Genomic DNA, 22379 nt, shown 5'->3' with positions numbered 1-22379 from the left:
GCTAGGGTGAGGGGCAAAGCTACATGCTCAAAGCCCGACGCATCAACCCTTCGACACGAGCATCGGCTGCAGGGCGCCAGAGACGTTCGGCGTTACCTTCAGGCTCGACTTGTAGACGATCGGCTGAACATATTGCAGCAGCGGGATCACATAGCCCTGTTCGGCGATGTATTTGATCGCCGCTTTCCAGCCGGCGATGCGCTTTGACTCGTCCTTTTCCACCCAGAGCGGCCCCAGCATGTCGTCGACATCCTTGGTCTTCCAAGCGGAGTGCGGCGAGGGGCCGAACATGGCGAAACCGGTCGAAGTCGTCGGATCGCCGATGGCGTTGCCCCAGTTGTAGAAAGCGGCCGGGCCGAGCTTGTGGGCTGCGCGCAGCTCGTAATGCTTGGCGATTTCGTAGACTTCGATCTCTGCCTCGATACCCACCTTGCGCCACATGCCGACGATCGCCTGGATCATCTCATAGTCCTTCGGCTTGAAGCCGCGGGTGGTCTTGATGGTGAACTTGACCGGCTTTTTCGTCGAATAGCCGCTGGCGGCCAGGAGCTTTTTGGCCTGTTCCGGGTCGTAGGGGATTTTGACCGATGCGTCGTAGGCTTCGTATTCCGGCGCTTCGAGTGTCGACAGGGCGTTGCCGTAGCCGCGCAGCAGCCGCTTGATGATCGCGTCCTTGTCGATTGCCATGCTGGCGGCAAGGCGGACGTTCTTGTCCAGCATCGGATCGACATTGCTGATGAAGATCATGCCGATATCGGAGATTGGGGTGGCAACGCCGGCAAGGCCGGATTTCGTCTTCAGCCTGTCGAAATCCTCATAGGGGATTTCCAGCGTCACGTCCGACGAGCCGGACTCGATTTCGGCGACGCGGCTCGTCGTGTCGGGCACGAACTTGAAGATGACCGTGTCGAAGGAGGGCTTGCCGCCGAAATAGTTGGGGTTCGCCTTCAGGCGCAGATAGGAATTGCCCTCATAGGCGTCGACCATATAGGGGCCGGTGCCGATCGGCTTCTTCTCGAATCCTTCCGCACCCACCTTGGTGTAATAGTCTTTCGGCAGGACGTAACCGGTCAGGAACGCCATCCATTTGAAGAAGGTCGGCTCGAAGCGGACGACATCGCCGGTAATGCGGTTGCCCTCCACCTTATAATTATTGGCGGTCGACCAGATGAACTGGATCGGGTTGCCGGTTTCCTGTTTGGCGGCCCGCTCCAGCGACCAGACGATGTCTGCCGGGGTGAACTTGGAACCGTCATGCCAGGTGACGCCCTCGCGGACGTCCATCCAGACCTTGGTCTTGTCGTCGTTCCAGCCCCAGGCCGTCAGCAGGCCCGGCTGAAACTTCAGGTCCGGTCCCTGGCCGACGAACTGGTCGAAGATCGAGCGATAGATCGCCTGGATCGTCGGATTGACCGCCGATGGCCCTGTAGTCGGGTCGAAAGAGGGCAAGTTGACGTTGAAGGCGATGGTCAGCGTGCCGGCTTCGGCTGCTTCCACAGGCGTCCGGCCTGCGAGAATCCCAGTAATGAATGCTGCTGCGCCGAGGCTCAGGGCCTCGCGCCGAGTAAGCGTTGTCATGGTCACTCCGTTCCCCTGTTAAGCGGCAGAAAGGCATGACGCCCGCCCGCCACTGGCGATTTATGTCGGAATGTTTTAATCTTAAAATACGTATTTCGGAGCGGCAAGCGCTTTCTCTGGTCCTTTCAAAAAATCCGGTGGCTGAGTGGCGCATATATTCCATGCATAAGCATATATCTGTGCTGCTTGTTGCCATTCTAAGGTTCTGGCTTCGGAAAATGAATACGCTGCTTTCGCCTTCGACCGGCAATCCATTCAGTCTAATCTCATATTTGTTCGTTGACAGTTCAAGGAAGTTCAAAATATGATTTTGCAAATGATTTAAAGAAGCCCATAGGGGCAAAGGGGTAACGACTATGGCCGAGCGATCATTTGCGCGCGAGGTCGAGGATCTGAAGCTCGGGGAAGGCGATGTCTTCCGCGGCGAGGGTATTCTCGCGATCACCAAGGCACTTCTGCAGTCCGGAGTATCCTATGTCGGCGGCTATCAGGGATCGCCGATTTCCCATCTCATGGACGTGCTGGCCGACGCCAAGGACGTGATGGAAGATCTGGGCGTCCATTTCGAGACATCGGCTTCGGAAGCGGCGGCCGCCGCCATGCTTTCGGCCTCCGTCATGTATCCGGTGCGCGGCGCCGTCACCTGGAAATCGACGGCGGGCACCAACGTTGCCTCCGACGCGCTTTCCAATCTGTCTTCGGGCGGGGTCACGGGCGGCGCGCTGATCATCATCGGCGAGGATTACGGCGAGGGTTCCTCGATCATGCAGGAGCGCAGCCATGCCTATGCGATGAAATCGCAGATGTGGCTGCTCAATCCGCGCCCGAACCTGCCGTCGATCGTGCAGGCGGTGGAGGAGGGTTTCGAACTTTCCGAGGCTTCCAATACGCCTGTCATGCTGCAGGTCGGCATCCGCAGCTGCCATGTGCATGGTCAGTTTGTCGCCAAGGACAACAAGCGCCCGGTCTATACGCTGAAGCAGGCGCTGGAAAAGCCTGTCCGCGACGTCAACCGTATCGTGTTGCCGCCGGCATCCTTCCTGCACGAGAAGGAGAAGCTGGAGAAGCGCTGGCCCGCGGCGGTCGACTTCATCAAGAAGCGGCAGCTCAACGAATATTTCGGCCCCTCCGAGGGTGAGGTCGGCATCATCTTGCTTGGCGGCGCGTATAATGGCGTCATGCGAGCACTGCAGCAGCTCGGCCTTGCCGATGTCTACGGTAATTCCGCCGTGCCGCTCTACGTTCTCAACGTCGCTTATCCGCTGATCGACGATCAGATGGCCGAGTTCTGCGCCAACAAGAAGGCGGTGCTGATGGTCGAGGAGGGCGCGCCCGAATATATCGAGCAATCGCTCAACACCATCCTGCGCCGTCGTGACATCCAGACCAAGGTCGCGGGCAAGGATGTCCTTCCAATGGGCGGCGAATATACCGCGCCCGTATTGATGAAGGGCATCAAGAACTTCCTGGAAGTTCACCAGCGCGTGCTGCTCGGCAATCAGCCGCCGCTGCCCGACCCAACGCCGATCCTCAACGATCCGAAGATCAAGGCTCTGGCCGAGGTCGTGCCGCCACGTCCGCCTGGCTTCTGCATCGGCTGTCCCGAGCGGCCGATCTTCGCGGCGATGAAGATGGTCGAAGGTGAGCTTGGCCAGCATCACATCTCCGGCGATATCGGCTGTCACCTGTTCTCGATCCTGCCGCCGTTCAATCTGGGCAGCACGACCATGGGTTATGGGCTCGGGCCGGCTGCCGCCTCGGCCTTCAATGTCGCGGCCGACAAGCGCGCGATCTCGGTCATGGGCGATGGCGGCTTCTGGCACAACGGGCTGGCGACCTCTGTCGGCAATGCCGTCTTCAACAAGCAGGACGGCGTCATCCTCATCGTCGACAACTATTATTCGGCCGCAACCGGCGGGCAGGACATACCGTCCTCGCGTGCGCTCAATCCGCGCCGCAAGACCAACAATTCCATCGTCAATGCGGTCAAGGGCATCGGCGCGACCTGGGTGCGCCAGATCGACCGGACCTATGATGTCGGCAAGATGCGCGACACGCTGCGCGAGGCTTTGACCTCGAAGGAGCCGGGGCCGAAGATCATCGTCGCCTCCTCGGAATGCATGCTCAACAAGCAGCGCCGCGTGAAGCCGCAATTCGCCAAGGCGGTCAAGGACGGCAAGCGCATGGTCAAGGAGCGCTTCGGCGTGGATGAGGACGTCTGCACCGGCGATCACGCCTGCATCCGTCTTTCGGGCTGTCCCTCGTTGTCGGTCAAGCATACCGACGACCCGCTGAAGGACGATCCGGTCGCGGCGATCGACAATAATTGCGTCGGCTGCGGCAATTGCGGCGAGGTTTCGGAGGCGGCGGCGCTCTGTCCCTCCTTCTACCGTGCCGATATCATTCACAATCCGACGGGTTGGGATCGCTTCGTCGCCGGCCTGCGTTCCGGCGTCATCGGCTGGCTGCAGGCGCGCCGCCGCGCCGGCCGTATCGTCTTCGCAGATTGAGAGGGCGATATGAACGAGCATGTGAGCATGAGTGATCTCGGCGCCAACAGACTTTCGACGGACAAGCCGCTGTCGCTTGCCATTCTCGCCATGGGCGGGCAGGGCGGCGGCGTGCTGGCCGACTGGATCGTCGGCCTTGCCGAAGGCGAAGGCTGGATGGCGCAGACGACATCAGTGCCCGGCGTTGCCCAGCGCACTGGCGCGACGATCTACTATATCGAGATGCTGCCGGCCCGCGACGGTCACGCACCGATCTTCTCGTTGATGCCGACGCCGGGCGATGTCGATGTCGTCATGGCGGCCGAACTGATGGAAGCCGGCCGTTCCGTGCTGCGCGGCCTCGTCACGCCGGACAAGACCGTGCTGATCGCCTCGACGCACCGCTCCTTCGCGGTCGGCGAAAAGGAGAAGCCGGGCGATGGTATCGGCAATCCCGAAGTGGTGGTCGACGCCACGGATTTTGCGGCCAAGCGCACCATCGCCTTCGACATGGAGACGCTGGCTGTCCGGAACGGCAGCGTCATTTCCGCTTCCATGTTCGGCGCTCTGGCTGGTTCCGGCGCGCTTCCTTTCGCAAAGCAGGCTTTCGAGGCGATGATCCGCGCCGGCGGCAAGGGCATCGAGCCAAGCCTCAAGGCGTTCAACGCGGCCTTCGATAGGGTCAAGGAAAAGCCCCGCGACGCTGTCTCCGCGACGCCGCCGAAGCACTTCGACGTTCTGCCTGATACGGCCGGCCATCCGGCTCTCGACCGGCTGGTCAACCGCATCCGCGCGGAATTTCCGGAGGTAGCACATCCGCTGCTTTTTGCTGGCGCGAAGCGGCTTACGGACTATCAGGACCCGGCCTATGCCGACGAATATCTGAGCCGCGTCGCGGCACTTCATGCGCTGGATCGCAAGGCCGGTGGCGCGAACAAGGATTTCGCCTTCACCGTGCAGGCTGCGAAATATGTCGCCGTTGCCATGGCTTATGACGACGTCATTCGCGTTGCCGATCTGAAGGTGCGCGGCTCGCGTTTCGAGCGGGTGCGCGAGGAGGTCGGAGCCAAGGACGACCAGATCGTCTACATGACCGAATACATGCATCCGCGCATGGACGAAGTCTGCGGCACGATGCCGAAGGGCATGGGCCTGTGGATCGAGAACCGTCCGCGCCTGTTTGCGCGGCTCGATCGCTTCGTCAACAAGGGTCGGCGCGTTCAGACCGGCACGCTATTCTGGTTCCTGGGCCTCTACATGGTCTCGGCGCTGCGGCGCATCCGTCGCGGCACCCTGCGCCACGCGCGTGAAGTCGAACATCGCGAAGCCTGGCTCACGGCGGCGTCCAATCTGCTGACGGTGAATTACGATCTTGCGGTCGAGGTGCTCGGCAACCGCCGTCTCGTCAAGGGCTATTCCGATACGCATGCGCGCGGTCTGTCGAAGTTCGATCGTGTGATGTCCGCTTTGCCACTGTTGCGAGACCGCGAGGATGGAGCCGCATGGATGAGGCGGCTGCGGCAGGCGGCGTTGCTAGACGAGAAAGGCGTTGCGCTTGATGGAGCGCTGAAGACGGTTGGGACACTCTGAGGTTGCCGCGAGCGCGGGGCCTTATCTCGCCCTTGGCGGGCGAGAAAGCAATTTCACTGGCTTAGCAATTGCGACACAGACGCCGCCACTCATTCAAAAGCTCATCGCAATTTCTAAATCATTGAAATTGCCAGAGCGGGGGTCCGTTTCTTGTTCGTCTTTGTTCCGGAAGTTCATGCGTCCCTGCCTACCCCCGCCCTTGCAAATTCTAACACTTAGCCCGGCGGCTAAATGTAAGAATTTGCTTTCCCGCCCGCCGGTGGCGGGATGATCCATCTCAGATCTCGTGCTTCCTGATATTGTGCAGCACCTTGTGCAAGGTCGAGATGAAGGTGCGGTATTCGGCTTCGTCGACGCCGTCGAACATCTGCAGGAAGAGGTCGTACATGGTCGGCCACACCTTTTCGAAGGCGGCGCGGCCTTCTTCGGTGATGGAAACGTCGCGGATGCGCATGTCTTCGACGCGCGGCTGGCGGCGGATGTAACCCTGCTGTTCGAGGGAATCCAAGGTGCGGCTCATCGTCGACTGTTCGGTCACGGCAAAGACGGAGAGCTCGTTGATGGTGACGCTGGAGGAGACGCTGAGGACGGCGAGCGCGCGCATCTTCGCGGTCGTCATGTCGTATTCGCGCAGCTCTTCCGAAAGATTGGCGTTCCAGCGCGCCATCAGCCGGTTCATCAGATAGGGCGCGAAATGATTGAGGCCGATTTCGCCCATGGTCGGGCGCTTGGCGTTCTCATCCCGCTTGCGCCTTAAAACGGTGCCTGAAAACCGTTCCTCCATCGACGATGCTCCCCAGGAAACTTGTTACTTCAGCGATGATGCGAGCAGGAAGCCGGAGCCTCCGCCAAGGCCTGGACCGGGATGCGCCGAAGCGCCGATGTGGTACAGGCCTGATATGTGGGTGCGGTGGTTAACAGATGACTTGAAGGGACGCCAGATGAAAAACTGGTCGAGGCCGCAATAGCCGCCATAGGGGTCGCCGCCGACGAGGTTCATGTTCATGGCTTCCAGATCACCCGGAGAGTAGGCACGGCGGGCGAGCTTTATGCTCGAGAAGTTCTCGATATGGCTTGATAGCAGCGCTTCGACGCGGTCGGCATAACGTTCCCGCACCTCTTCCGTCCAGCGGCCGTCCTCCGGTGTTGCGATTTCGCCGGCGGCATCGCCCTTGATATGGCGCGGTGCTTCAGGAAGCTGCAGCCAGAGGATCGATTTTCCTTCCGGTGCACGGCTCGGATCGAGCGCGACGGGCTGCCCGACGCAGACGGTTGGCTCGGCAGGCAATAGTCCGCGCTCGCATTCGTTGGCGGCACGCGACACGCCGTCGAGGCCAGGGGTCAGATGCAGCAGCGCGACCTTGCCGAGTTCGGCGTCGGCCTTCCAGCGCGGCGGCTCGGAAAGCGCGTAGTGGATCTGCATATTGCCCTTGCCATAGCGGTAATTGGCAACGCCGGATTTGACCTCGGCCGGCATTGAATCCGGCCAATCTTCCATCAGCCGGTCATAAAGCTGGTTGGGTGTCACCGAGCAGATGACGCCGGATTTGGCCCTCAAGATTTCGCCGCTCGCAAGGCGCACGCCGTCGGCGCGGCGATTGGGGCCTGGGATGATGGCAGCGACATCGGCATTGAGGCGGATTTCGCCGCCATGGTCGCCAATCAGCCGTTCGAAGGCTGTCAGCAACTTTGCGGCGCCGCCCTTGACGATCGGCGCACCGCCGAGCTCGAGCGCGAAGCCGATCACTTTCAGCATTTCAGCAGAATAGGCGCTTTCGGGTCCAAGCCCGCAATGAAGCACCCAGGGCGCCCAAAGGGCGCGGATATCCTCGGATTTGTAGCTGGTTTCGAGATAGCCGCGCGCCGGCGTCAGCGCGTCGCCAAACCAGGCCGCAAGCTTGCGCAGGCCGCGGTTCCAGCCCTGCTTTGCAACGGTCTTCAAGGTCGATCCCGACCATAGCGCACCGCCGAGCAGGGAAAACAGGAATGGCGCGTCGGCGGCAAGCGCCTCCATCTCGCGAGAGAAGGTCTGCCCGTCGCCCAGCGACAATTCGTCAAAGGTAGCGATATTACGCCGCCTGTCCTTGGAAAAGATGACATGCGAACCGTCGGGTCGCAGCGCGCCTGTGGGAAGGTCGGCATGGGCGAACTCCAGGCCCCGCGCCTCCAGATCCTTGCCGATGGCGCCATAGGCCGGCGAGGTCAGGAACAGCACCATGGTCGTCGCCATGACGTCGTGAATGAAGCCGGGCTCGGTGATCTCCTCGGTGCGCAGGCAGCCGCCTATGCGGTCGTTGCGCTCGAGCACGAGCACCTTATGGCCTTTTTTGCCAAGCATCGCGGCAGCGACAAGTGCATTAATGCCGCTGCCGACGATGATGTAATCATGATCGCCCATTGCCAGTGCCCCTCATAGGCAAGATAAAATGGAAAGGAGGGGCCTAAATTACCCGCAGGCCCCACCTTTTCCAGCCTATCATGCAATCAACGCCAAAGCACGAACCGGCGAGCCGGTTCCCTTGACGAACTTGAGCGGGGCGGCGATCAGCACCGCGCCCTTGGCCGGAAGCTGATCGAGATTGGAGAGGCTGGCGAGGCCATAGCGGTTGGCCTTGTGCATCAGGTTGTGCGCCGGGAAAGGCGGGTTCATGCCGCCGGCGGATCCGGCATCGGTGCCGATCGTTTCCGAACCCCAGCCGATAATGCCCTTGCTCAGCAGATATTCGATGGCTTCGGCCGTCGGGCCGGGAGAATGGGGGCCGTTTTCATCGGCGTTCAGGAAGGCCTCGGTCGAGCCGTTGCGCTTGTACCAGTCGGTGCGCAGCAGCACCCAGCTGCCGGCATCGATCGCGCCATGCTGGGCTTCCCATTCCTTGATGCTGTCGACCGTCAGCAGATAGTCGGGATTGGCGGCGGCTTCCTTGGAGCGGTCGATGACGTTGACTGGAGCGACGAAATTCTGCGGAGGGATGGTATCCGTCGTGTTGTTCGGATTGTCCTTGCCGGTGATCCAGTGGCAGGGCGCATCGAAGTGAGTGCCGGTATGCTCGCCGAGTTCCAGCCAGTTCCAGGCCCAGAACGGGCCGTCCTGGTTGTATTCCGAGATCGTATGGACCTTGACCTTGGGCGTGTTCTTGCCGAACTGTGGCGGCAGGTAGAGCACCGGCGTATCCGGGCCGAGCGGCGCGGTGAGATCGACGACCTTGACGGAGCCCGAAATCAGGGCGGTGGCCAGGCTGGCGAGTGTGTTGGCAGTCATGATAGCGTTCCCTTTGTTGTCGCAGGAGCCCGTACGGAGAGCCGCTTCGCGGGTCTTCAAACGGGATCTAGCGTGAAGCCATTTTCGCCAGACGCGGGGTGCCTTTCCTCTCAGCACCAGACCCGCGCGGCGGCGGAATGAGGGGAGCCTATGTCACAATATATGATATTGCAAGCATTCCGGCATGGGGGAGGCGTCCAATTTTGACGCGTTTGCAGGGGTCGCCTCTGAGTCATTAAGTTGCTGAAAATGAAAGGATATTATAGAAACAACTTTGGCATATGCTCGCACTGGTTGCTAATACCGGCGAAATTCGCGCCAATAAATACTTGAAGCTTAAAGCTCAAGATGTATGCATGTGACAATAATAATCACCGACGAATGAGGGGCGAACGATGAGCTATGATGCGATCATAGTGGGAGCGGGGCACAATGGCCTGGCGGCGGCGGTGCATCTGGCGGCGAAAGGCTGGAAGGTTGCCGTCATCGAGGGCAATGCTGAGCCGGGCGGTGCAGTCAAGACCCGCGAGGTGACGCTGCCCGGCTTCAGGCACGATCTTTGCGCCATGAACCTTTCCATGTTCGCAGGCTCCGCCTTCTTTGCGCAGTACAAGAATGAGCTGTTGGCCGAAGGCCTGGGCTTCGGGCCCGCTGCGGATTGCTTCGCCAGCGTCTTCCGCGACAATACCTACCTCGGCGTCAGTACCGATCTGGAGAAGACTGCGGGTGCCATCGCCGATATATCGCCGCAGGATGCTGCCGCCTGGCGCAATATGCTCTCGCAGTTTGGCGCGGATGCCCCGCATATCTTCGGTCTGCTCGGCTCGCCCATGCCCTCCATGGCCGCCGCCAAGGTCGTCTGGAAGGCGTGGCGCGAAAAGGGGATCGGCTGGGTCTACGACACGGCGCGCATGCTGTTTGCCTCGCCGCGCGATTTTCTCGACGCCCGCTTCCAGAATACCAAGCTCAAAACGATGATGGCCGCCTGGGGGCTGCATCTCGATTTTGCGCCCGATGTCGCCGGCGGCGCGCTGTTTCCTTATCTCGAATCCATGGCCAATCAGGCCTTCGGCATGGTGATCGGCAAGGGGGGAGCCGATACGATCATCAAGGCGATGGCGGCCGTGCTGAAGAGCAAGGGCGGCGAATTGATGCTGGGCACGCGCGTCGACAAGATCGTCACGGCAGGCGGAAAGGCGACGGGCGTCGTTCTTGCCGATGGACGCCGCTATGAAGCGAAGCGCGCCGTTATTGCCAACATCCATCCGCAGATCCTCTTCGGCAAGCTTCTCGATCAGGATCCGTCGCGCCAGGAGTTCGATGGCAAGGTTTCTCGCTTCCGGCCCGGCCCTGGCACGATGATGATCCATCTGGCGCTGTCGGGTCTTCCGGACTGGACGGCGGGCAAGGCGCTGCAGAATTTCGCCTATGTGCATATCGCGCCGGATCTCGAAATGATGTCGCGCGTCTATGCCGAGGCGATGGGCGGCTTGCTGCCGGTCGAGCCTGCCCTGGTGGTGGGCCAGCCCACAGCCATTGATCCCTCGCGCGCGCCTTCCGGGCAGCATGTGCTCTGGATACAGGTGCGCGTCCTGCCGGCGCAATTCCGTGGCGATGCCGCAGACGAAATCACCGGCGCTGACTGGGACGGGATCAAGGATGCCTATGCGGAGCGGGTCCTCGATATCATCGAGCGCTACGCCCCAGGCTTGCGTAGCAAGATATTGGGCCGCTCGGTCTTTTCTCCCATCGATCTCGAACGCGAAAATCCGAACCTTGTCGGCGGCGACAATCTCTCGGGTAGCCATCACCTCGACCAGAACTTCCTGTTCCGCCCCGTTGCCGGCTATTCGCGTTACAAGACGCCCGTGGGATCGCTGTTCATGTGCGGGGCCTCGACATGGCCGGGTGCGGGAACGGGTGCCGGTTCCGGTTTCATGTTGGGGAAAATGCTGGCCAAGTGACGGCAAAGCGACTTGACGGCCAAACCTTTGACATTTCAAAAATCGTTCCCTAGATCGCTTAGATTGATGATGCGGAATGATAGGCCGAGGCGACGTCATGACAGAGTCCGAGAGTGCAAACGTTGATCTGGAGATCATTGTCCAGGGAGCGCAGGAAGGCAAAAAGCTGGAGCTGCGGCTCTGGCTGCGCATGCTGTCGACCACGAAGCTGATCTCACAGGAAATCCGCCGCCGGCTGCGCAACGAGTTCGGCGCGACCCTGCCGCAATTCGACCTGATGGCGCAGCTCTATCGCGAGCGCGAGGGCCTGCGGCTCGGAGAGCTGTCGAAGCGCACCATGGTCACCAATGGCAACGTCACCGGGCTTGTCGAGCGGCTGGAGGCCGATGGCCTCGTATTGCGCGTGACTCCCGATGGCGACCGGCGCGTGACGGTCGCGAAGCTGACAGCGAAGGGCGAGACGTCATTCAGCGCCATGGCGGCCGCCCATGAGGGCTGGCTGCGCGATATGATGGCGGATGTCGATCCCGCCATCGTCAGCGAGTTGTGGCGGGATATCGGCGAGGTGAAGTCATCGGTGAGCAACCATCTTTCGGGTGCCGATTTCGAGTAGCGATCGTAGGCCCGCTTGTTTCCAAGCGATTGCCTGCGGAAAACCGCCATGCGCCTTTCCCGACGCCGTTCTAACGGGCGCGCTCGCCCTTGAACTTCTTCTCCAGCACGCTGACGAGGCGCACCATCGGCCAGAGCAGGATGACATAGATCACCGCGGCCATGATCAGCGGCGAGGGGTTGGCGTAGAAGCCTTGGGCATTCTGGCCTTCTTTCAGCAGTTCCGGCAGCGCCACAGTCGAGGCAAGCGACGTATCCTTGAACATCGAGACGCAATTGCTTGTCGTCGGCGGGATGACGATGCGGACCGCCTGCGGCAGCACGACCTTGTAAAGCGTGATCAGGAAGGGAATGCCGAGAGCTGCCGCGGCTTCGAACTGGCCGCGCGGCACGCTTTCGATGCCAGAGCGGAAGACTTCAGCCGAATAGGCCGCAAGCACGATGGAAAAGCCGATGATCGCCGACCACCAGGCCGAAAAGCTGATGCCGACGAAGGGCAGCGCGTAATAGATCAGAATCAGCACGACCAGCATCGGCATGGCGCGCATGATGTCGATATAGGCGATCATCAGCAGTTGCAGCGGCTTAGGAGCATAGAGGCGAACCAGGCTGACGATGAGGCCGCCGGTCACGCCGATCAGGATGCTGACCACGCCGAGCGCGATGGTCATCCAAAGCCCGCGCAACAGCTGCGGGAAAGCCGAGATCATGACGTCGGAATTGAAGAAGGTATCGACGAAAGACATTGGCACTCCCGTGTGCAAGACGAAGACAAGATCTCTTAGAGCATTTCTGCATTAAACGGAGTCGCAGAAATGCTCTATCTCTTTGTTTTTACGCAATTCCGGACGAAAAACCGCTTCGCACTTTTGCCGGAATTGCTCTTGTATCTGCGCCGGTCGTTACGACCGGCGCAGCTCATTTCGACGATGATCTTTTGATCACGCCTTGGGGATAGGCAATTCGGTGACGGTGGAGGAGCCAGTCGGCGCCTTGCTGCCGAACCACTTCTCGTGGATCTTTTCCAGCGTGCCGTCCTTCTTCATCGCGGTGATGGCGTCGTTGATCTTGCCGAGCAGCGGCGAATCCTTGGTCATCATCAGGCCGTATTGCTCGCCGGTCTTGATGCGATCCTTGATGGCGAAGCCCTTGGTCTTGACGAAGAGATACTGCATGCCCGGAATGTCGCTGACGACGGCGTCGATACGGCCGGCGCCGAGATCGAGGAACATGTCCTGCTGCGAATTGTAGCCCTTGACGTCGGCAAAGCCCTTAGCGGCCTTGTTGTCATTGACCCATTTTTCGCCGGTCGAGCCGGAGAGTACGCCGACGACCGCGCCCTTGAGATCGGCGAGCGCCTTGATCGAGCTGCCTTCCTTGGTGGCGACGCCCATGTCGGAGTCGTAGTAGGGCTGCGTGAAGGACTGCGACTTCAGGCGCTCCGGCGTGATGGTGATGGACGAGATCGCCACGTCGATGCGCTTGGAGCTCGTTGCCGCAAACAGGGCCTGAAAGCCATAGTCGGCGATGTTGGTGGTCATGCCGGCGCGCTTGGCCGCTTCGTTGACCACATCGACCTCGAAGCCTTCGAAACCGCCATTGGCAGTTTTGTATTCGAAGGGCGGGTTGTTCGGATAGGAGCCGACATTCAGCGCGTCGGCGGCATAGGCAAAGTGGCTTCCGCCGGCCAGGCCGACGGCGGTCGCGAGGACCAGCAGACTACGACGAGTTATATGCATTTTTTAGTCTCCCTCTGGTTATGGCTGCGGGCTTTCCTCTCACCCGCGGTATTCCCCGTCCGCCCGTCAGGGCGGCCGTCTCATGTCATCGCATCGACCATGCGGTCGAGGGCGAGGCGCATCTGTTCGGTTTCGCGGAAAGTGCACATGCGCAGGAATGACCGCGAGGATTCTCCGAAGTGATAGCCGGGCGCCAGACCGACGCGGGCCGTCTCCAGAATGCGCTCGCAAAGCGCGGTCGCATCGGGCTCTCCCTGCAGTGCGAAGAAGGCATACATGCCGCCGCGCGGCTTTTCCGGAAGGATCATGCCGGGTATCTGCGGCAGCTTCTCATAAGCAAGGTCGAGGCCGGCCTTGATCCGGCCGCGGATCTCGGCAATCAGCGGCTCGCCTTCGCGCAACGCCGCGGCGGCCCCTGCCTGTACCATCGCCGATGTGCCGCTGTTGATATATTGCGTCATCGCACCGAGCTGGTCGGCAATCGCTGAAGGATGCGTCAGCCAGCCGACGCGCCAGCCGGTCATCGCCCATGCCTTCGAAAAGCTGTTGACCGCGATCACGCGATCGCCGTCTTCCGCCACCTGCAGGATCGACGGTGCAATCTCGCCGTCGAAATAGAGGCGGGCATAGACTTCGTCGGAAATGATCCAGATGCCGGTGCGGCGGCTGAAGTCGAGCAGTGCCAGCATCTCCTCGCGAGAGGCGGTCCAGCCCGTCGGATTGGCGGGCGTCGACAGGAAGATCGCGCGGGTGCGCGCATCGCAGCGGGCAAAGAGCTTGTCGAGATCGAGGCGCCAGTCGGTATCGAAATCAAGCGATACGGCGCGCGGCTCGCCGCCGATCAGGTGAATGGCGTTGTGGATATTCGGCCATTGCGGCGCGACGTAGACGACATTGGTGCCGACGTCGACGAGCAGTTCGAGCGCCATATAGAGCGCCTGCACGCCGCCGGGAGCGACCGTCGTGCGCTCGATGGGGATAGGGCGCTGGTGCCAGCGGGTCTGATAGTCCGAGAGCGCCTCGTTCAGCGTCGGGAGACCGCGCATGTTCGGGACATAGAAGGTCGCGCCATCGTCCAGCGCCTTCTTCGCGGCGTCGCGGATGAAGGCCGGCGTCACGATGTCGCCTTCGCCGAACCAGAGCGGTATGACGCCGCCGAGTTCGCGGGCGCGCTTGGCGAGGACGGCGATGTTGTCGGTGCGCATGTCGCGGATCTGGGCGCGGATGCCTTCAAGGGCGTCGCGACCGGCGATGGCGTTCGGCAAATTGTGCTGCGGCAGAAGAGACAAGGAATTCCCCTGGGAAATCGGTGTTGAAGGAACGAAACGACGGCTTAAACCTGCGCCCGGATTGCTCTTCATTTTCGAATGCTTATCCAAAAACAAATGCATTTCAAGGACAAATTTTAAGCTTAAAGGTCCATGTTTTCATCCGCTTCGGTTGCTGTCGGCATGTACATTAAAGGTTTGGAATCGTTCATTTTTCCTTCGCCTCCGAAGTGCTCTGATGCTTCTTGGCCCCGACGATGCCCGCTGCCATGCCGGCGCCGAGAAACATCGTGTCGCTCGCGAGCAGGAAGAAGCTTATGCCTGCTTGCGACCAGGCGCCGACATCGTCAGGCGAAGGGCGAAAAATACCGACCGCACGGTCGGCCGAAAGAGCCGTTTCCGTGATGGTGCGGATGGCGGCGTCGAGCTTTTCCTTTCCTGCCGGTCCAATCGCATCGATCGAGACCGAGAGATCGCCAGGGCCGATGAAAATGAGGTCGACACCGTCGACGGCGGCGATATCGGCAACGTTGGCTAGCCCTTCGGCCGTCTCGACCTGGATGGCAAGCACCAGTTCGGCATTGGCCTTGGCGAGATAATCGGGGATGCGGTAGCCATAGGCTGCGGCGCGGCCGGGACCGACGCCACGCGCGCCAAGCGGCGGATAGCGTGTGGCCTGTACGGCAGCCCGAGCCTGCTCGGCTGTTGAAATCCTTGGCACCAGAACGCCTGCGGCGCCTGCATCCAAAACGGCTGCAATGTCTTCGGCGGCATGCCCGGGGACGCGGACCATGGCGGGAACGCGGTGGAGATCGGCGGCACGGATCAGATCCTCGATGCGCTCGCGGCCGATCTGCGAATGCTCCCAGTCGATGCAGAGGAAATCGACGCCTGCGGCTGCCGTGACTTCGATGGCGACCGGATGCGGGATGGCCGCAAAGGTGCCGACAATCAGCCTGCGCTCGATGCAATTCCGGCGGAAATCGCTCATCCTCTTCCTCTCACTCCCACGGTCCTCTCAACGAGGGATAGACCGAAAAGCCATAGCTGCGAAGCGGTAATCCACTTTGAACTCGAGGTCGCTTTCCGTATCGTTGCCGATTGCAACTGACGATGCGGAGCATTGCGGTGGCGGGGTTGTTCGGGCGCCGCCACCGCTCATGAGCGCAGCTTATTTGCGCCGCGCCATGACCTTGGTCAGGACCGCCTCGAACCGGGCGATCTCCTCGATCTTGTTATAATGCACCAGCGACACGCGAATGGCGCCCGTTTCCATGGAAAGGCCCAGGCGCTTCATCAGGCGCGGTGCGAACATGTGACCGTCGCGCAGGCCGATACGCTCCTTGCCCATCTCGCCGGCAAATTCCTGCGGCGTGATGCCTGGCATGTTGAAGCAGATTGTGGGAACGCGCTGTTCGAGACGGTTTTCGTCGGAGACGCCATAGATGGTGGCGCCGTGGCGCTTCAGCACCGCGATCATTTCGCGCGAGAGCAACAGTTCATATTGGCGGATCGCGCCCATGGCGGCTGCAAGCGCCTCACGGCGGCTGTGGTTGCCGCTCGGCAGGAAGCGACGGCCGAGGCCTTCGAGATAGTTGACCGCGGCGTTCATGCCGGCGACGTTCTCGTAGGTGAAGGTGCCGACTTCGATCTTGTAGGGCGGCACGTCCGGAATGAAGTCTTCCTTGAATGTGGGAAGCTTGACCAACGCGTCGTAGCGACCCCAGAGGAAGCCCATATGCGGCGAGAAATTCTTGTAGCCGGAGCAGACGAGATAGTCGCAGCCCCAGGCCTGAACGTCGATCAGGCCATGCGGGCCGTAGTGGACGCAATCGAGGAAGGTTTCGGCACCGGCGGCTTGTGCCAGTTTGCAGACGGCAGCGACATCGACGATGGTGCCGATCGAATGCGCCGTGACTGTGCAGGCAACGAGCCGGGTTTTGTCGTTCAGGAGCGGCTTCAGATCTTCCGGATGCAGCGTGCCGTCCTCGCGCATGCGCCACCAGACGATCTTGGCGCCTTCACCTTCCAGCGCCATCCAGGTGGCGATGTTGGCGTCGTGATCCATGTCGGTGACGACGATCTCGTTGCGTTCTCCGAGCAGCTTGGCAATGCCGAGGCTCACGAGACGAATGAAGGAGGTGGCGTTCTGGCCGAAGGAGATTTCTTCCGGGCGATAGGCGTTGACCAGCATGGCGACGCTTTCGCGCGCTTCGTCCAGATTGCGGTCGACGCCCTGGCTGTGCTGGTATTTCGCCATGCGCTGAACGTTGAAATCGATCAGGTGATTGGCAACCGCATCCACCACCGTCTGCGGCACCTGCGCGCCGCCTGCATTGTCGAGAAAGACAAAATCGCCAGCCTTCTGGATGGCCGGGAACATGGCGCGGACCTCGTCGACCGGGAAATTGTTATGGCCGGCGAATTGCGATGCGGAAGGGGCGGAGCTCATGGGGATCTCGCTCTGTATGTTGGGATTGAAACTTCTATTTTGATCATTTGATCACAAAATACTTTAAGGTTCAACCAAATTTCTCAACCTATGTCGGAAGTTTAGCGGCGGGTGGAACTGGAGCCCTTGCGCGGCTCGTCCTGCGTGGCCGGGCAATAGTCCTGCAGGATTTCGTGGGTGCGTCTGATATCGGCGACGACCCCATCTCGGGCGGCGGCAAAATCACCGGCTTTCAGCGCCTTGACGATCGCGACGTGCTCGCCCGCAGGGTCGAGCTGGCCGCTGCGCATCAAAGGCTCGACCGAGGCTGAGAGCATGCGCATGTAGGGGCCGAAGCGCAGCCACAAGGTCTCGATCAACTGCAGCAGCACTTCGGAGCCGGAAGCGCTGTAGATGGTGAAGTGGAACTGCTGGTTCTTGGCCATCAGGTCGTAGACGTTGGCGCCGAGGCCGATCACATGCTGTTCGCCGGCGATGCGCTCAAGCGTTTCAATGTCGGTGGGGGTGAGGTTCGGCATGCCGAGCTCGGCGGCCAGGCCCTCCACAGCGATGCGGGCGCGGCAAAGATCGTCGAGTCGCGCAAGCGTGACGATCGGAATGCGGGCCGAGCCGTTGGCGGCGACTTCCAGGGCATTTTCGGCGGCGAGCCGGCGCAAGGCTTCGCGGACCGGCATGTTGCTGGTTCCGAAGGTTTCGGCGAGCGAGGCGATCGTCAGGGTCTGGCCGGGATCGAAATTGCCGGCCATGAGCGCATTTCTCAGCTGCTGATAGACGCTCTCCTGGATCGTCGTTCTGGAGGACACCGGTTCCAGGGCTATGCGCACGCTTGCTTCCTTTTCACTGCTGGGACTCGTCCATGGTAAAACGAAGGGCAGGCGAAAGGAAAGGGGCTCGCGGGGCCTTGCTCAGGCTTCCTCAGCCTCCCAGCTTGCCTTATCGGCTTGACCGGTCTTCGCCGAGGCCTTTCGCAAGCCAAGGCCGACACCGATGAGGGCGAGGGCGCCGCCGATGGCATGGTAGGAATGCAACTGCTCTCCGAGAAGTGCCCAGGCCAGTGCCGCGACGAGGATGGGTAGCAGATTGATCAGTAGCGATGTCCGGCTCGCTCCGAGCCTTTGAATGCCGATCATCCAGCAGAGCGGGGCAATGAGCGAGGTTGGGATTGCGGCATAGAGGATCAGCGGCAGGTTTGCTGCGGTGACCGGCGAGATATCGCCCACCAGGAAAATCGGGACTAGCAGCATGGTCGAGAAGCCGATCTGCCAGAAGAGCTGCTGCCACATCGGTATCGGCATGGCCCAACGCTTGAGCATGACGCCATAAAGTGCATTCGAGAGGACGGCGATGATCATCAGTCCGTCGCCGATATGGAAGCCGCCGTTTATCAGCCGCATCGGGTCTCCCTGCGATGTCAGGTAGACAAGCCCGATCAGCGAAATGGCGCATCCTGCGATGCTCGCGGTCGTCAGTCTTTCGCCTGCCAGCAGGCCGGCGAGCAAGGTCGACATCAGCGGCATCAGAGCAACCATCACGCCCATGTTGACGGCCGATGTCGTCTTGGCCGCCTCATAGGCGAGGCTCTGGTAGATCACCATGCCAAGGGCGCCGAGGATGGTGAGCCTCAGCCAATGCTCGCGCAGCGCGGCCCGGTTTCGCCATGCCGCGCGGCCGACGAAGGGCAGGAGCACGACGAAGGCCAGCAGCCAGCGATAGAAAGAGATCGAACCCGGAGAGATCACGCCGGCGGAAGCCTTGGTAACGACGGTGTTGCCGGACCAGATCAGCACCGTCAGCAGCGGCGCCAATCCGACTGCGCTGACGATGGATGCGGATGAGTTCGACTGATTGCTCATGGAACAGTCTCCCGACGTCGTTCTGGCTTCGATGCGAAACGAGGAATGGCGAACATCATTCGCCACCGTGGGGCTCTTCTACCGCCTGTCCGAATTCTGGTATATAACGAGATTAGGACAATCAGTAGTGAAATGACGACATGCCGGACAGGCCTCCACGCATTCAGGGCGATCCGCCCAATCCCGTTTCCTTTCGGACGGAGAATTATAGAGCGGGCACGGTCTTTCCCAAAAAGAGCCAGCCCTGGGGCGAACTCAATTACGCGCTTATCGGCGTCTGCGAGTTCGACATTCAGGGCGTGCGCTATCTGTCGCCGCCGCATTATGCCATCTGGCTGCCGCCGGACACGATGCACGGCGCCCACAATCAGCATGATCTGCGCTATGTGACCGTCTATGTCGAACGCGGGCTCTGCGCCGATTTGCCTGATAAGCCCTCGATGCTGAGCATCAGCCCGCTGCTGAAGGCGATCCTCGCAGATTTCGCCGCGCGGGATATCACCATGCCGGAAACAGCAGAAGATTTGCGGCTCGCGCAGGTTCTGGTCGATCAGATTCGTCTGGCGCCCGGCTGCGATAACTATCTGCCGTTTTCAGATGACCCATTGCTTGGCCCGGTTCTGAGCGCCCTGCAGGCCGATCCCGGCGACCGGCACTCGCTCAGCGAATGGGCGCGCCGGATGGGAACGACCGAGCGGACTTTGTCGCGCCGATGCCAGGACGATCTCGGCCTTTCCTTCAACGAATGGCGCCAGCGATCCAAGCTCGTCGCCGCCCTGTCGCTGATCGAAGCCGGCGAGCCGGTTCAGCGCATCGCCTCGCGACTGGGCTATAGCAACGCGTCCGCCTTCATCGCCATGTTTCGCCGGCTGACGGGGACGAGCCCGACGCAGATAAGATAGCGCGTTCATGGCTCGATCATCAGGATGTCGAGCTTGCGCAGCCGTTCCGGATCGGCCATTGCATCGACGGCCGTGACCAGATTGTCCTCATTAAGCGTAAAGCCAAGCGCGATGCGGAGCTGCCCGCCGATAACCACGACGGCGCCGACGGCGCCATCGATGACGGCTGGTCGTGCTGCTTGCGCGCGGCCGTTGAAGGTCGCGGCGACGGCGGCCCGCCCTCGGATTTCGCCGACGGATCCCATATGAGCCGCGACGGCATCCGGACGGAAGATCGCTTCGGGATCAAGCACGGCCAATAGCGCCTGCATGTCGCCGACGCGGGAGGCTGTCAGGAAGGCATCGACCACATGGCGCTGGCGGGTGAGATCGGCTTCCGTTGTCGATGGCGTATCCTGCACGCGGCGGCGGGCGCGGCTCGCAAGCTGGCGCGTCGCAACCGTCGTGCGTCCCAGAATCGGGGCTATATCGTCGAAAGAGACGTCGAACATGTCGTGCAGAACAAAAGCAAGACGTTCGGCCGGATTGAGTTTTTCCAGGACGACCAGAAGGGCGAGGCCGACGGAATCGGCCAGTAGAGCATCCTGTTCCGGATCGGTGCCGTTTCCGGCCTCATGTACCACCATCGGTTCGGGAACATGAATTGTCAGCGGTTCTTCGCGGCGGGATTTGCGGGCGCGCAGCAAGTCGAGGCAGATGCGTGCGGTGACCGTCGTCAGCCAGCCGCTGAGATTTTCGACATCGGTGGTGTCGCTTCTGACCAGGCGCAGCCATGTTTCCTGCACGGCATCCTCGGCCTCCGTGCGCGAGCCGAGCATACGATAGGCAACGGCGCGCAGATGCGGCCGGTTCGCCTCGAATTTTTCCGACTGCCACTTTTTTTCGTCCATCGGTCACATTCCCTCATCGTGTTCCGTCAGACCTATGACGAACGAAATCCGGCCGGTGTGACAACGGATCGGCAGGAAAGTGCATCGTCTGAACGCGAGCGGCAACAGCGCTCGCACAACAGAGGAAACAAATATGCAAGCTCGTATGAAGAACCCAGCCCTCGTCCTGCCCGAAACGCTGCAGGCGCTTATGGCCGTCAGCAATTCGATCAAGGATCGCGGCCTGTCGGAAAACACCATGGACCTCGTGCATCTGCGCGTCAGCCAGATCAACGGCTGCAGCGTCTGCACCGATATGGGCTTTCGCAAGCTGCAGAAGGCGGGCGAAACGATGGAACGTATCGTCGGCGTCTCCGCCTGGCGCGAAATGCCCTATTTTTCGGATGCCGAGCGCGCGGCTCTTGCTCTAGGGGAAGCCGTCACCCGGCTTGCCGACCGGCCGGATGCCGTCACCGACGAGATTTGGAACGAAGCCGCCCGGCATTACGATGAGAAGGCATTGTCCGCCCTCATCGTTGCGATCGCGATCGACAATGTCTGGAACCGGCTGAACTCGACGGTTCGCCAGCAGGCGGGAGCCTCCTGGAACTGAAGGATGCCCGAAGCCGCGATCCCTCTCCCTTGGAAAAGGGAGAGGGCGATTTTCCGATCTTACGCTTCACCGACCCGTGCGGTCACCAGCAATTTCGCCAGCCAGTCGACGAAAACGCGCACCTTGTTGCTGAGGTGCCGGTTGGGCGGATAGACGATGTGCATGGGCATGACAGGCCGGGTCCAGCCTGAGAGGACGGGCACGAGGTCTCCCCTGGCAAGCGCATCCCGCGCCATGAAGCTCGGCACCTGCGCGATGCCGAGGCCGGTCAACGCCGCATGAATGTAGCTGCGGCCGTCATTGACCGAGAGGATATAGCGGGGGCTGATCTCCAGAGACTCATTGCCGCGTTCGAAGACGAAAGGAACCGTACGGCCGGTTTGCGAGCGAAAGTAGCAGACCGCATGATGACTGGTTTCAAGGTTCTCCGGCCGTTCCGGGACGCCGTGCTTCTCGATATAAAGAGGAGATGCGCATGTGACAAAGTGCATTTCGCCGACGCGCCGGGCGATCAGCGACTGGTCGCTCGGCATGCCTGCGCGCAAGGCGCAATCGACATTCTCGGCCAGATAGTCCACGAGCCGATCGCCGACGCCGAGATCGATGTGGATGTCGGGGTAGCGCTGGTGAAAATCACACAGTGCCGGCATCACGATCTTCTCGGCGAAGGCGCCGGCCATTTCAACACGCAGGCGGCCGCCCGGCAGGCTCTGCGAATTGCTGATGCTGCCGTCCAGCTCCTCGATCTCGGAGAGGATCTGAATGGCGCGTTCGTAGTAAAGCGCACCATCCGTCGTCACCATGACGCGCCGGGTCGTGCGGTTCAGAAGTTTGGCGTGAAGATGCGCCTCGAGCGACTGGATGAGCGTCGTCACCGTTGCCTTCGGCATGGAAAGGGCGGCGGCGGCGCGGGTGAAGTTACCCGTTTCGACCACGCGCGCGAATGCCCGCATTGCTGATAATTGGTCCATTCTATGATGTCCCTTGACCTCGACGAAAAGAGGTCGATTGTTTGTGATCCTGAATAGTCTGATCGAATATAGGCTACTTATTCTCGAAGCGGAATAACAATATGTTTTAATCGTAATTGTTGCAATGCGGCATGGGGGCGCCAAAGACCGCATTATCGAGAATATGATTGAAAGCATGTTAGAGGGCTGCTGGATTGGATCATATTCACTCGAACAGATA

At 60.9% G+C, this 22379-nt stretch carries 19 protein-coding genes; 6 read left to right on the top strand and 13 right to left on the bottom strand.

The genetic code is table 11. The annotated features are described in order from the left end of the window. Positions 1–42: 42 nt before the first annotated feature. Positions 43–1578 (bottom strand): ABC transporter substrate-binding protein, encoded by a 1536-nt coding sequence (locus tag RHSP_RS12255; RefSeq protein ID WP_037151509.1) that lies wholly within the window; start codon positions 1576–1578, stop codon positions 43–45. A gap of 356 nt (positions 1579–1934) precedes the next feature. Between RHSP_RS12255 and RHSP_RS12250 the strand changes: the two genes are divergently transcribed. Both RHSP_RS12250 and RHSP_RS12245 read left to right on the top strand, forming a co-directional pair. Next, a complete protein-coding gene (locus tag RHSP_RS12250) occupies positions 1935–4088 on the top strand; it encodes a thiamine pyrophosphate-dependent enzyme (RefSeq protein ID WP_004117138.1) in 2154 nt (717 codons plus the stop codon). Between the two features lie 9 nt (positions 4089–4097). Continuing rightward, on the top strand, positions 4098–5657 hold the full coding sequence (locus RHSP_RS12245) for an indolepyruvate oxidoreductase subunit beta family protein (RefSeq protein ID WP_004117137.1): 1560 nt from the start codon (positions 4098–4100) through the stop codon (positions 5655–5657). A gap of 277 nt (positions 5658–5934) precedes the next feature. Here RHSP_RS12245 and RHSP_RS12235 read toward each other — a convergent pair whose 3' ends face one another. The 3 genes from RHSP_RS12235 to RHSP_RS12225 all read right to left on the bottom strand — a co-directional run bounded on the left by RHSP_RS12235 (position 5935) and on the right by RHSP_RS12225 (position 8916). Next, positions 5935–6441 (bottom strand): MarR family winged helix-turn-helix transcriptional regulator, encoded by a 507-nt coding sequence (locus RHSP_RS12235; RefSeq protein ID WP_004117136.1) that lies wholly within the window; start codon positions 6439–6441, stop codon positions 5935–5937. 24 nt (positions 6442–6465) lie between these two features. Next, entirely contained in the window at positions 6466–8055 is a 1590-nt protein-coding gene (locus RHSP_RS12230) for a phytoene desaturase family protein (RefSeq protein WP_004117135.1), read from the bottom strand. A gap of 78 nt (positions 8056–8133) precedes the next feature. Further along, a complete protein-coding gene (locus tag RHSP_RS12225; RefSeq protein WP_004117134.1) occupies positions 8134–8916 on the bottom strand; it encodes a cyclase family protein in 783 nt (260 codons plus the stop codon). Between the two features lie 395 nt (positions 8917–9311). Here RHSP_RS12225 and RHSP_RS12220 point away from each other — a divergent pair, with 395 nt between their 5' ends. Next, on the top strand, positions 9312–10880 hold the full coding sequence (locus RHSP_RS12220; RefSeq protein ID WP_037151503.1) for a phytoene desaturase family protein: 1569 nt from the start codon (positions 9312–9314) through the stop codon (positions 10878–10880). Between the two features lie 97 nt (positions 10881–10977). Beyond that, a complete protein-coding gene (locus RHSP_RS12215) occupies positions 10978–11493 on the top strand; it encodes a MarR family winged helix-turn-helix transcriptional regulator (RefSeq protein ID WP_004117125.1) in 516 nt (171 codons plus the stop codon). A gap of 70 nt (positions 11494–11563) precedes the next feature. On the opposite strand, the gene RHSP_RS12210 is transcribed toward RHSP_RS12215, so the two are convergent. From RHSP_RS12210 to RHSP_RS12180, 7 genes are all read right to left on the bottom strand, one after another. Beyond that, positions 11564–12238: an amino acid ABC transporter permease gene (locus RHSP_RS12210; protein ID WP_004117123.1), complete on the bottom strand. Its 675-nt coding sequence runs from the start codon at positions 12236–12238 to the stop codon at positions 11564–11566. A gap of 195 nt (positions 12239–12433) precedes the next feature. Beyond that, a complete protein-coding gene (locus RHSP_RS12205) occupies positions 12434–13231 on the bottom strand; it encodes an ABC transporter substrate-binding protein (RefSeq protein ID WP_004117120.1) in 798 nt (265 codons plus the stop codon). 80 nt (positions 13232–13311) lie between these two features. Then, on the bottom strand, positions 13312–14520 hold the full coding sequence (locus RHSP_RS12200) for a pyridoxal phosphate-dependent aminotransferase (RefSeq protein ID WP_157385342.1): 1209 nt from the start codon (positions 14518–14520) through the stop codon (positions 13312–13314). A gap of 187 nt (positions 14521–14707) precedes the next feature. Continuing rightward, positions 14708–15490 (bottom strand): HpcH/HpaI aldolase family protein, encoded by a 783-nt coding sequence (locus RHSP_RS12195; protein WP_004117116.1) that lies wholly within the window; start codon positions 15488–15490, stop codon positions 14708–14710. A 180-nt stretch (positions 15491–15670) separates the two neighbouring features. Further along, the gene (locus tag RHSP_RS12190) at positions 15671–16951 is read right to left on the bottom strand and encodes a cysteine desulfurase-like protein (RefSeq protein WP_037151499.1); all 1281 of its coding nucleotides are present in this window, start codon (positions 16949–16951) and stop codon (positions 15671–15673) included. A gap of 101 nt (positions 16952–17052) precedes the next feature. After that, positions 17053–17775 carry a GntR family transcriptional regulator gene (locus RHSP_RS12185; RefSeq protein WP_004117107.1) on the bottom strand — a complete coding sequence of 241 codons (723 nt, stop codon included), beginning with the start codon at positions 17773–17775 and terminating at the stop codon, positions 17053–17055. Between the two features lie 81 nt (positions 17776–17856). Beyond that, entirely contained in the window at positions 17857–18804 is a 948-nt protein-coding gene (locus tag RHSP_RS12180; RefSeq protein ID WP_004117104.1) for a DMT family transporter, read from the bottom strand. A gap of 140 nt (positions 18805–18944) precedes the next feature. Here RHSP_RS12180 and RHSP_RS12175 point away from each other — a divergent pair, with 140 nt between their 5' ends. Then, positions 18945–19706 (top strand): AraC family transcriptional regulator, encoded by a 762-nt coding sequence (locus tag RHSP_RS12175; protein ID WP_004117102.1) that lies wholly within the window; start codon positions 18945–18947, stop codon positions 19704–19706. 5 nt (positions 19707–19711) lie between these two features. On the opposite strand, the gene RHSP_RS12170 is transcribed toward RHSP_RS12175, so the two are convergent. Continuing rightward, positions 19712–20596: a sigma-70 family RNA polymerase sigma factor gene (locus tag RHSP_RS12170; RefSeq protein WP_004117099.1), complete on the bottom strand. Its 885-nt coding sequence runs from the start codon at positions 20594–20596 to the stop codon at positions 19712–19714. A 133-nt stretch (positions 20597–20729) separates the two neighbouring features. On the opposite strand from RHSP_RS12170, the gene RHSP_RS12165 reads away from it, so the two are divergent. Continuing rightward, entirely contained in the window at positions 20730–21188 is a 459-nt protein-coding gene (locus RHSP_RS12165; protein WP_004117096.1) for a carboxymuconolactone decarboxylase family protein, read from the top strand. Between the two features lie 59 nt (positions 21189–21247). Here RHSP_RS12165 and RHSP_RS12160 read toward each other — a convergent pair whose 3' ends face one another. Continuing rightward, the gene (locus tag RHSP_RS12160) at positions 21248–22159 is read right to left on the bottom strand and encodes a LysR family transcriptional regulator (protein ID WP_037151497.1); all 912 of its coding nucleotides are present in this window, start codon (positions 22157–22159) and stop codon (positions 21248–21250) included. Between the last annotated feature and the right edge of the window lie 220 nt (positions 22160–22379).

Source organism: Rhizobium freirei PRF 81 (assembly GCF_000359745.1).
Lineage (GTDB): Bacteria > Pseudomonadota > Alphaproteobacteria > Rhizobiales > Rhizobiaceae > Rhizobium > Rhizobium freirei.
The sequence above is the reverse complement of the archived record's forward strand: the minus strand, read 5'-3'. Positions and strand labels throughout refer to the sequence as shown.

What these genes read in the sequence shown, in the direction of transcription:
- RHSP_RS12255 (WP_037151509.1), bottom strand. Translation starts at nt 1,578, where the DNA reads ATGACAACGCTTACTCGGCGCGAGGCCCTGAGCCTCGGCGCAGCAGCA.
- RHSP_RS12250 (WP_004117138.1), top strand. Translation starts at nt 1,935, where the DNA reads ATGGCCGAGCGATCATTTGCGCGCGAGGTCGAGGATCTGAAGCTCGGG.
- RHSP_RS12245 (WP_004117137.1), top strand. Translation starts at nt 4,098, where the DNA reads ATGAACGAGCATGTGAGCATGAGTGATCTCGGCGCCAACAGACTTTCG.
- RHSP_RS12235 (WP_004117136.1), bottom strand. Translation starts at nt 6,441, where the DNA reads ATGGAGGAACGGTTTTCAGGCACCGTTTTAAGGCGCAAGCGGGATGAG.
- RHSP_RS12230 (WP_004117135.1), bottom strand. Translation starts at nt 8,055, where the DNA reads ATGGGCGATCATGATTACATCATCGTCGGCAGCGGCATTAATGCACTT.
- RHSP_RS12225 (WP_004117134.1), bottom strand. Translation starts at nt 8,916, where the DNA reads ATGACTGCCAACACACTCGCCAGCCTGGCCACCGCCCTGATTTCGGGC.
- RHSP_RS12220 (WP_037151503.1), top strand. Translation starts at nt 9,312, where the DNA reads ATGAGCTATGATGCGATCATAGTGGGAGCGGGGCACAATGGCCTGGCG.
- RHSP_RS12215 (WP_004117125.1), top strand. Translation starts at nt 10,978, where the DNA reads ATGACAGAGTCCGAGAGTGCAAACGTTGATCTGGAGATCATTGTCCAG.
- RHSP_RS12210 (WP_004117123.1), bottom strand. Translation starts at nt 12,238, where the DNA reads ATGTCTTTCGTCGATACCTTCTTCAATTCCGACGTCATGATCTCGGCT.
- RHSP_RS12205 (WP_004117120.1), bottom strand. Translation starts at nt 13,231, where the DNA reads ATGCATATAACTCGTCGTAGTCTGCTGGTCCTCGCGACCGCCGTCGGC.
- RHSP_RS12195 (WP_004117116.1), bottom strand. Translation starts at nt 15,490, where the DNA reads ATGAGCGATTTCCGCCGGAATTGCATCGAGCGCAGGCTGATTGTCGGC.
- RHSP_RS12190 (WP_037151499.1), bottom strand. Translation starts at nt 16,951, where the DNA reads ATGAGCTCCGCCCCTTCCGCATCGCAATTCGCCGGCCATAACAATTTC.
- RHSP_RS12180 (WP_004117104.1), bottom strand. Translation starts at nt 18,804, where the DNA reads ATGAGCAATCAGTCGAACTCATCCGCATCCATCGTCAGCGCAGTCGGA.
- RHSP_RS12175 (WP_004117102.1), top strand. Translation starts at nt 18,945, where the DNA reads ATGCCGGACAGGCCTCCACGCATTCAGGGCGATCCGCCCAATCCCGTT.
- RHSP_RS12170 (WP_004117099.1), bottom strand. Translation starts at nt 20,596, where the DNA reads ATGGACGAAAAAAAGTGGCAGTCGGAAAAATTCGAGGCGAACCGGCCG.
- RHSP_RS12165 (WP_004117096.1), top strand. Translation starts at nt 20,730, where the DNA reads ATGCAAGCTCGTATGAAGAACCCAGCCCTCGTCCTGCCCGAAACGCTG.
- RHSP_RS12160 (WP_037151497.1), bottom strand. Translation starts at nt 22,159, where the DNA reads ATGGACCAATTATCAGCAATGCGGGCATTCGCGCGCGTGGTCGAAACG.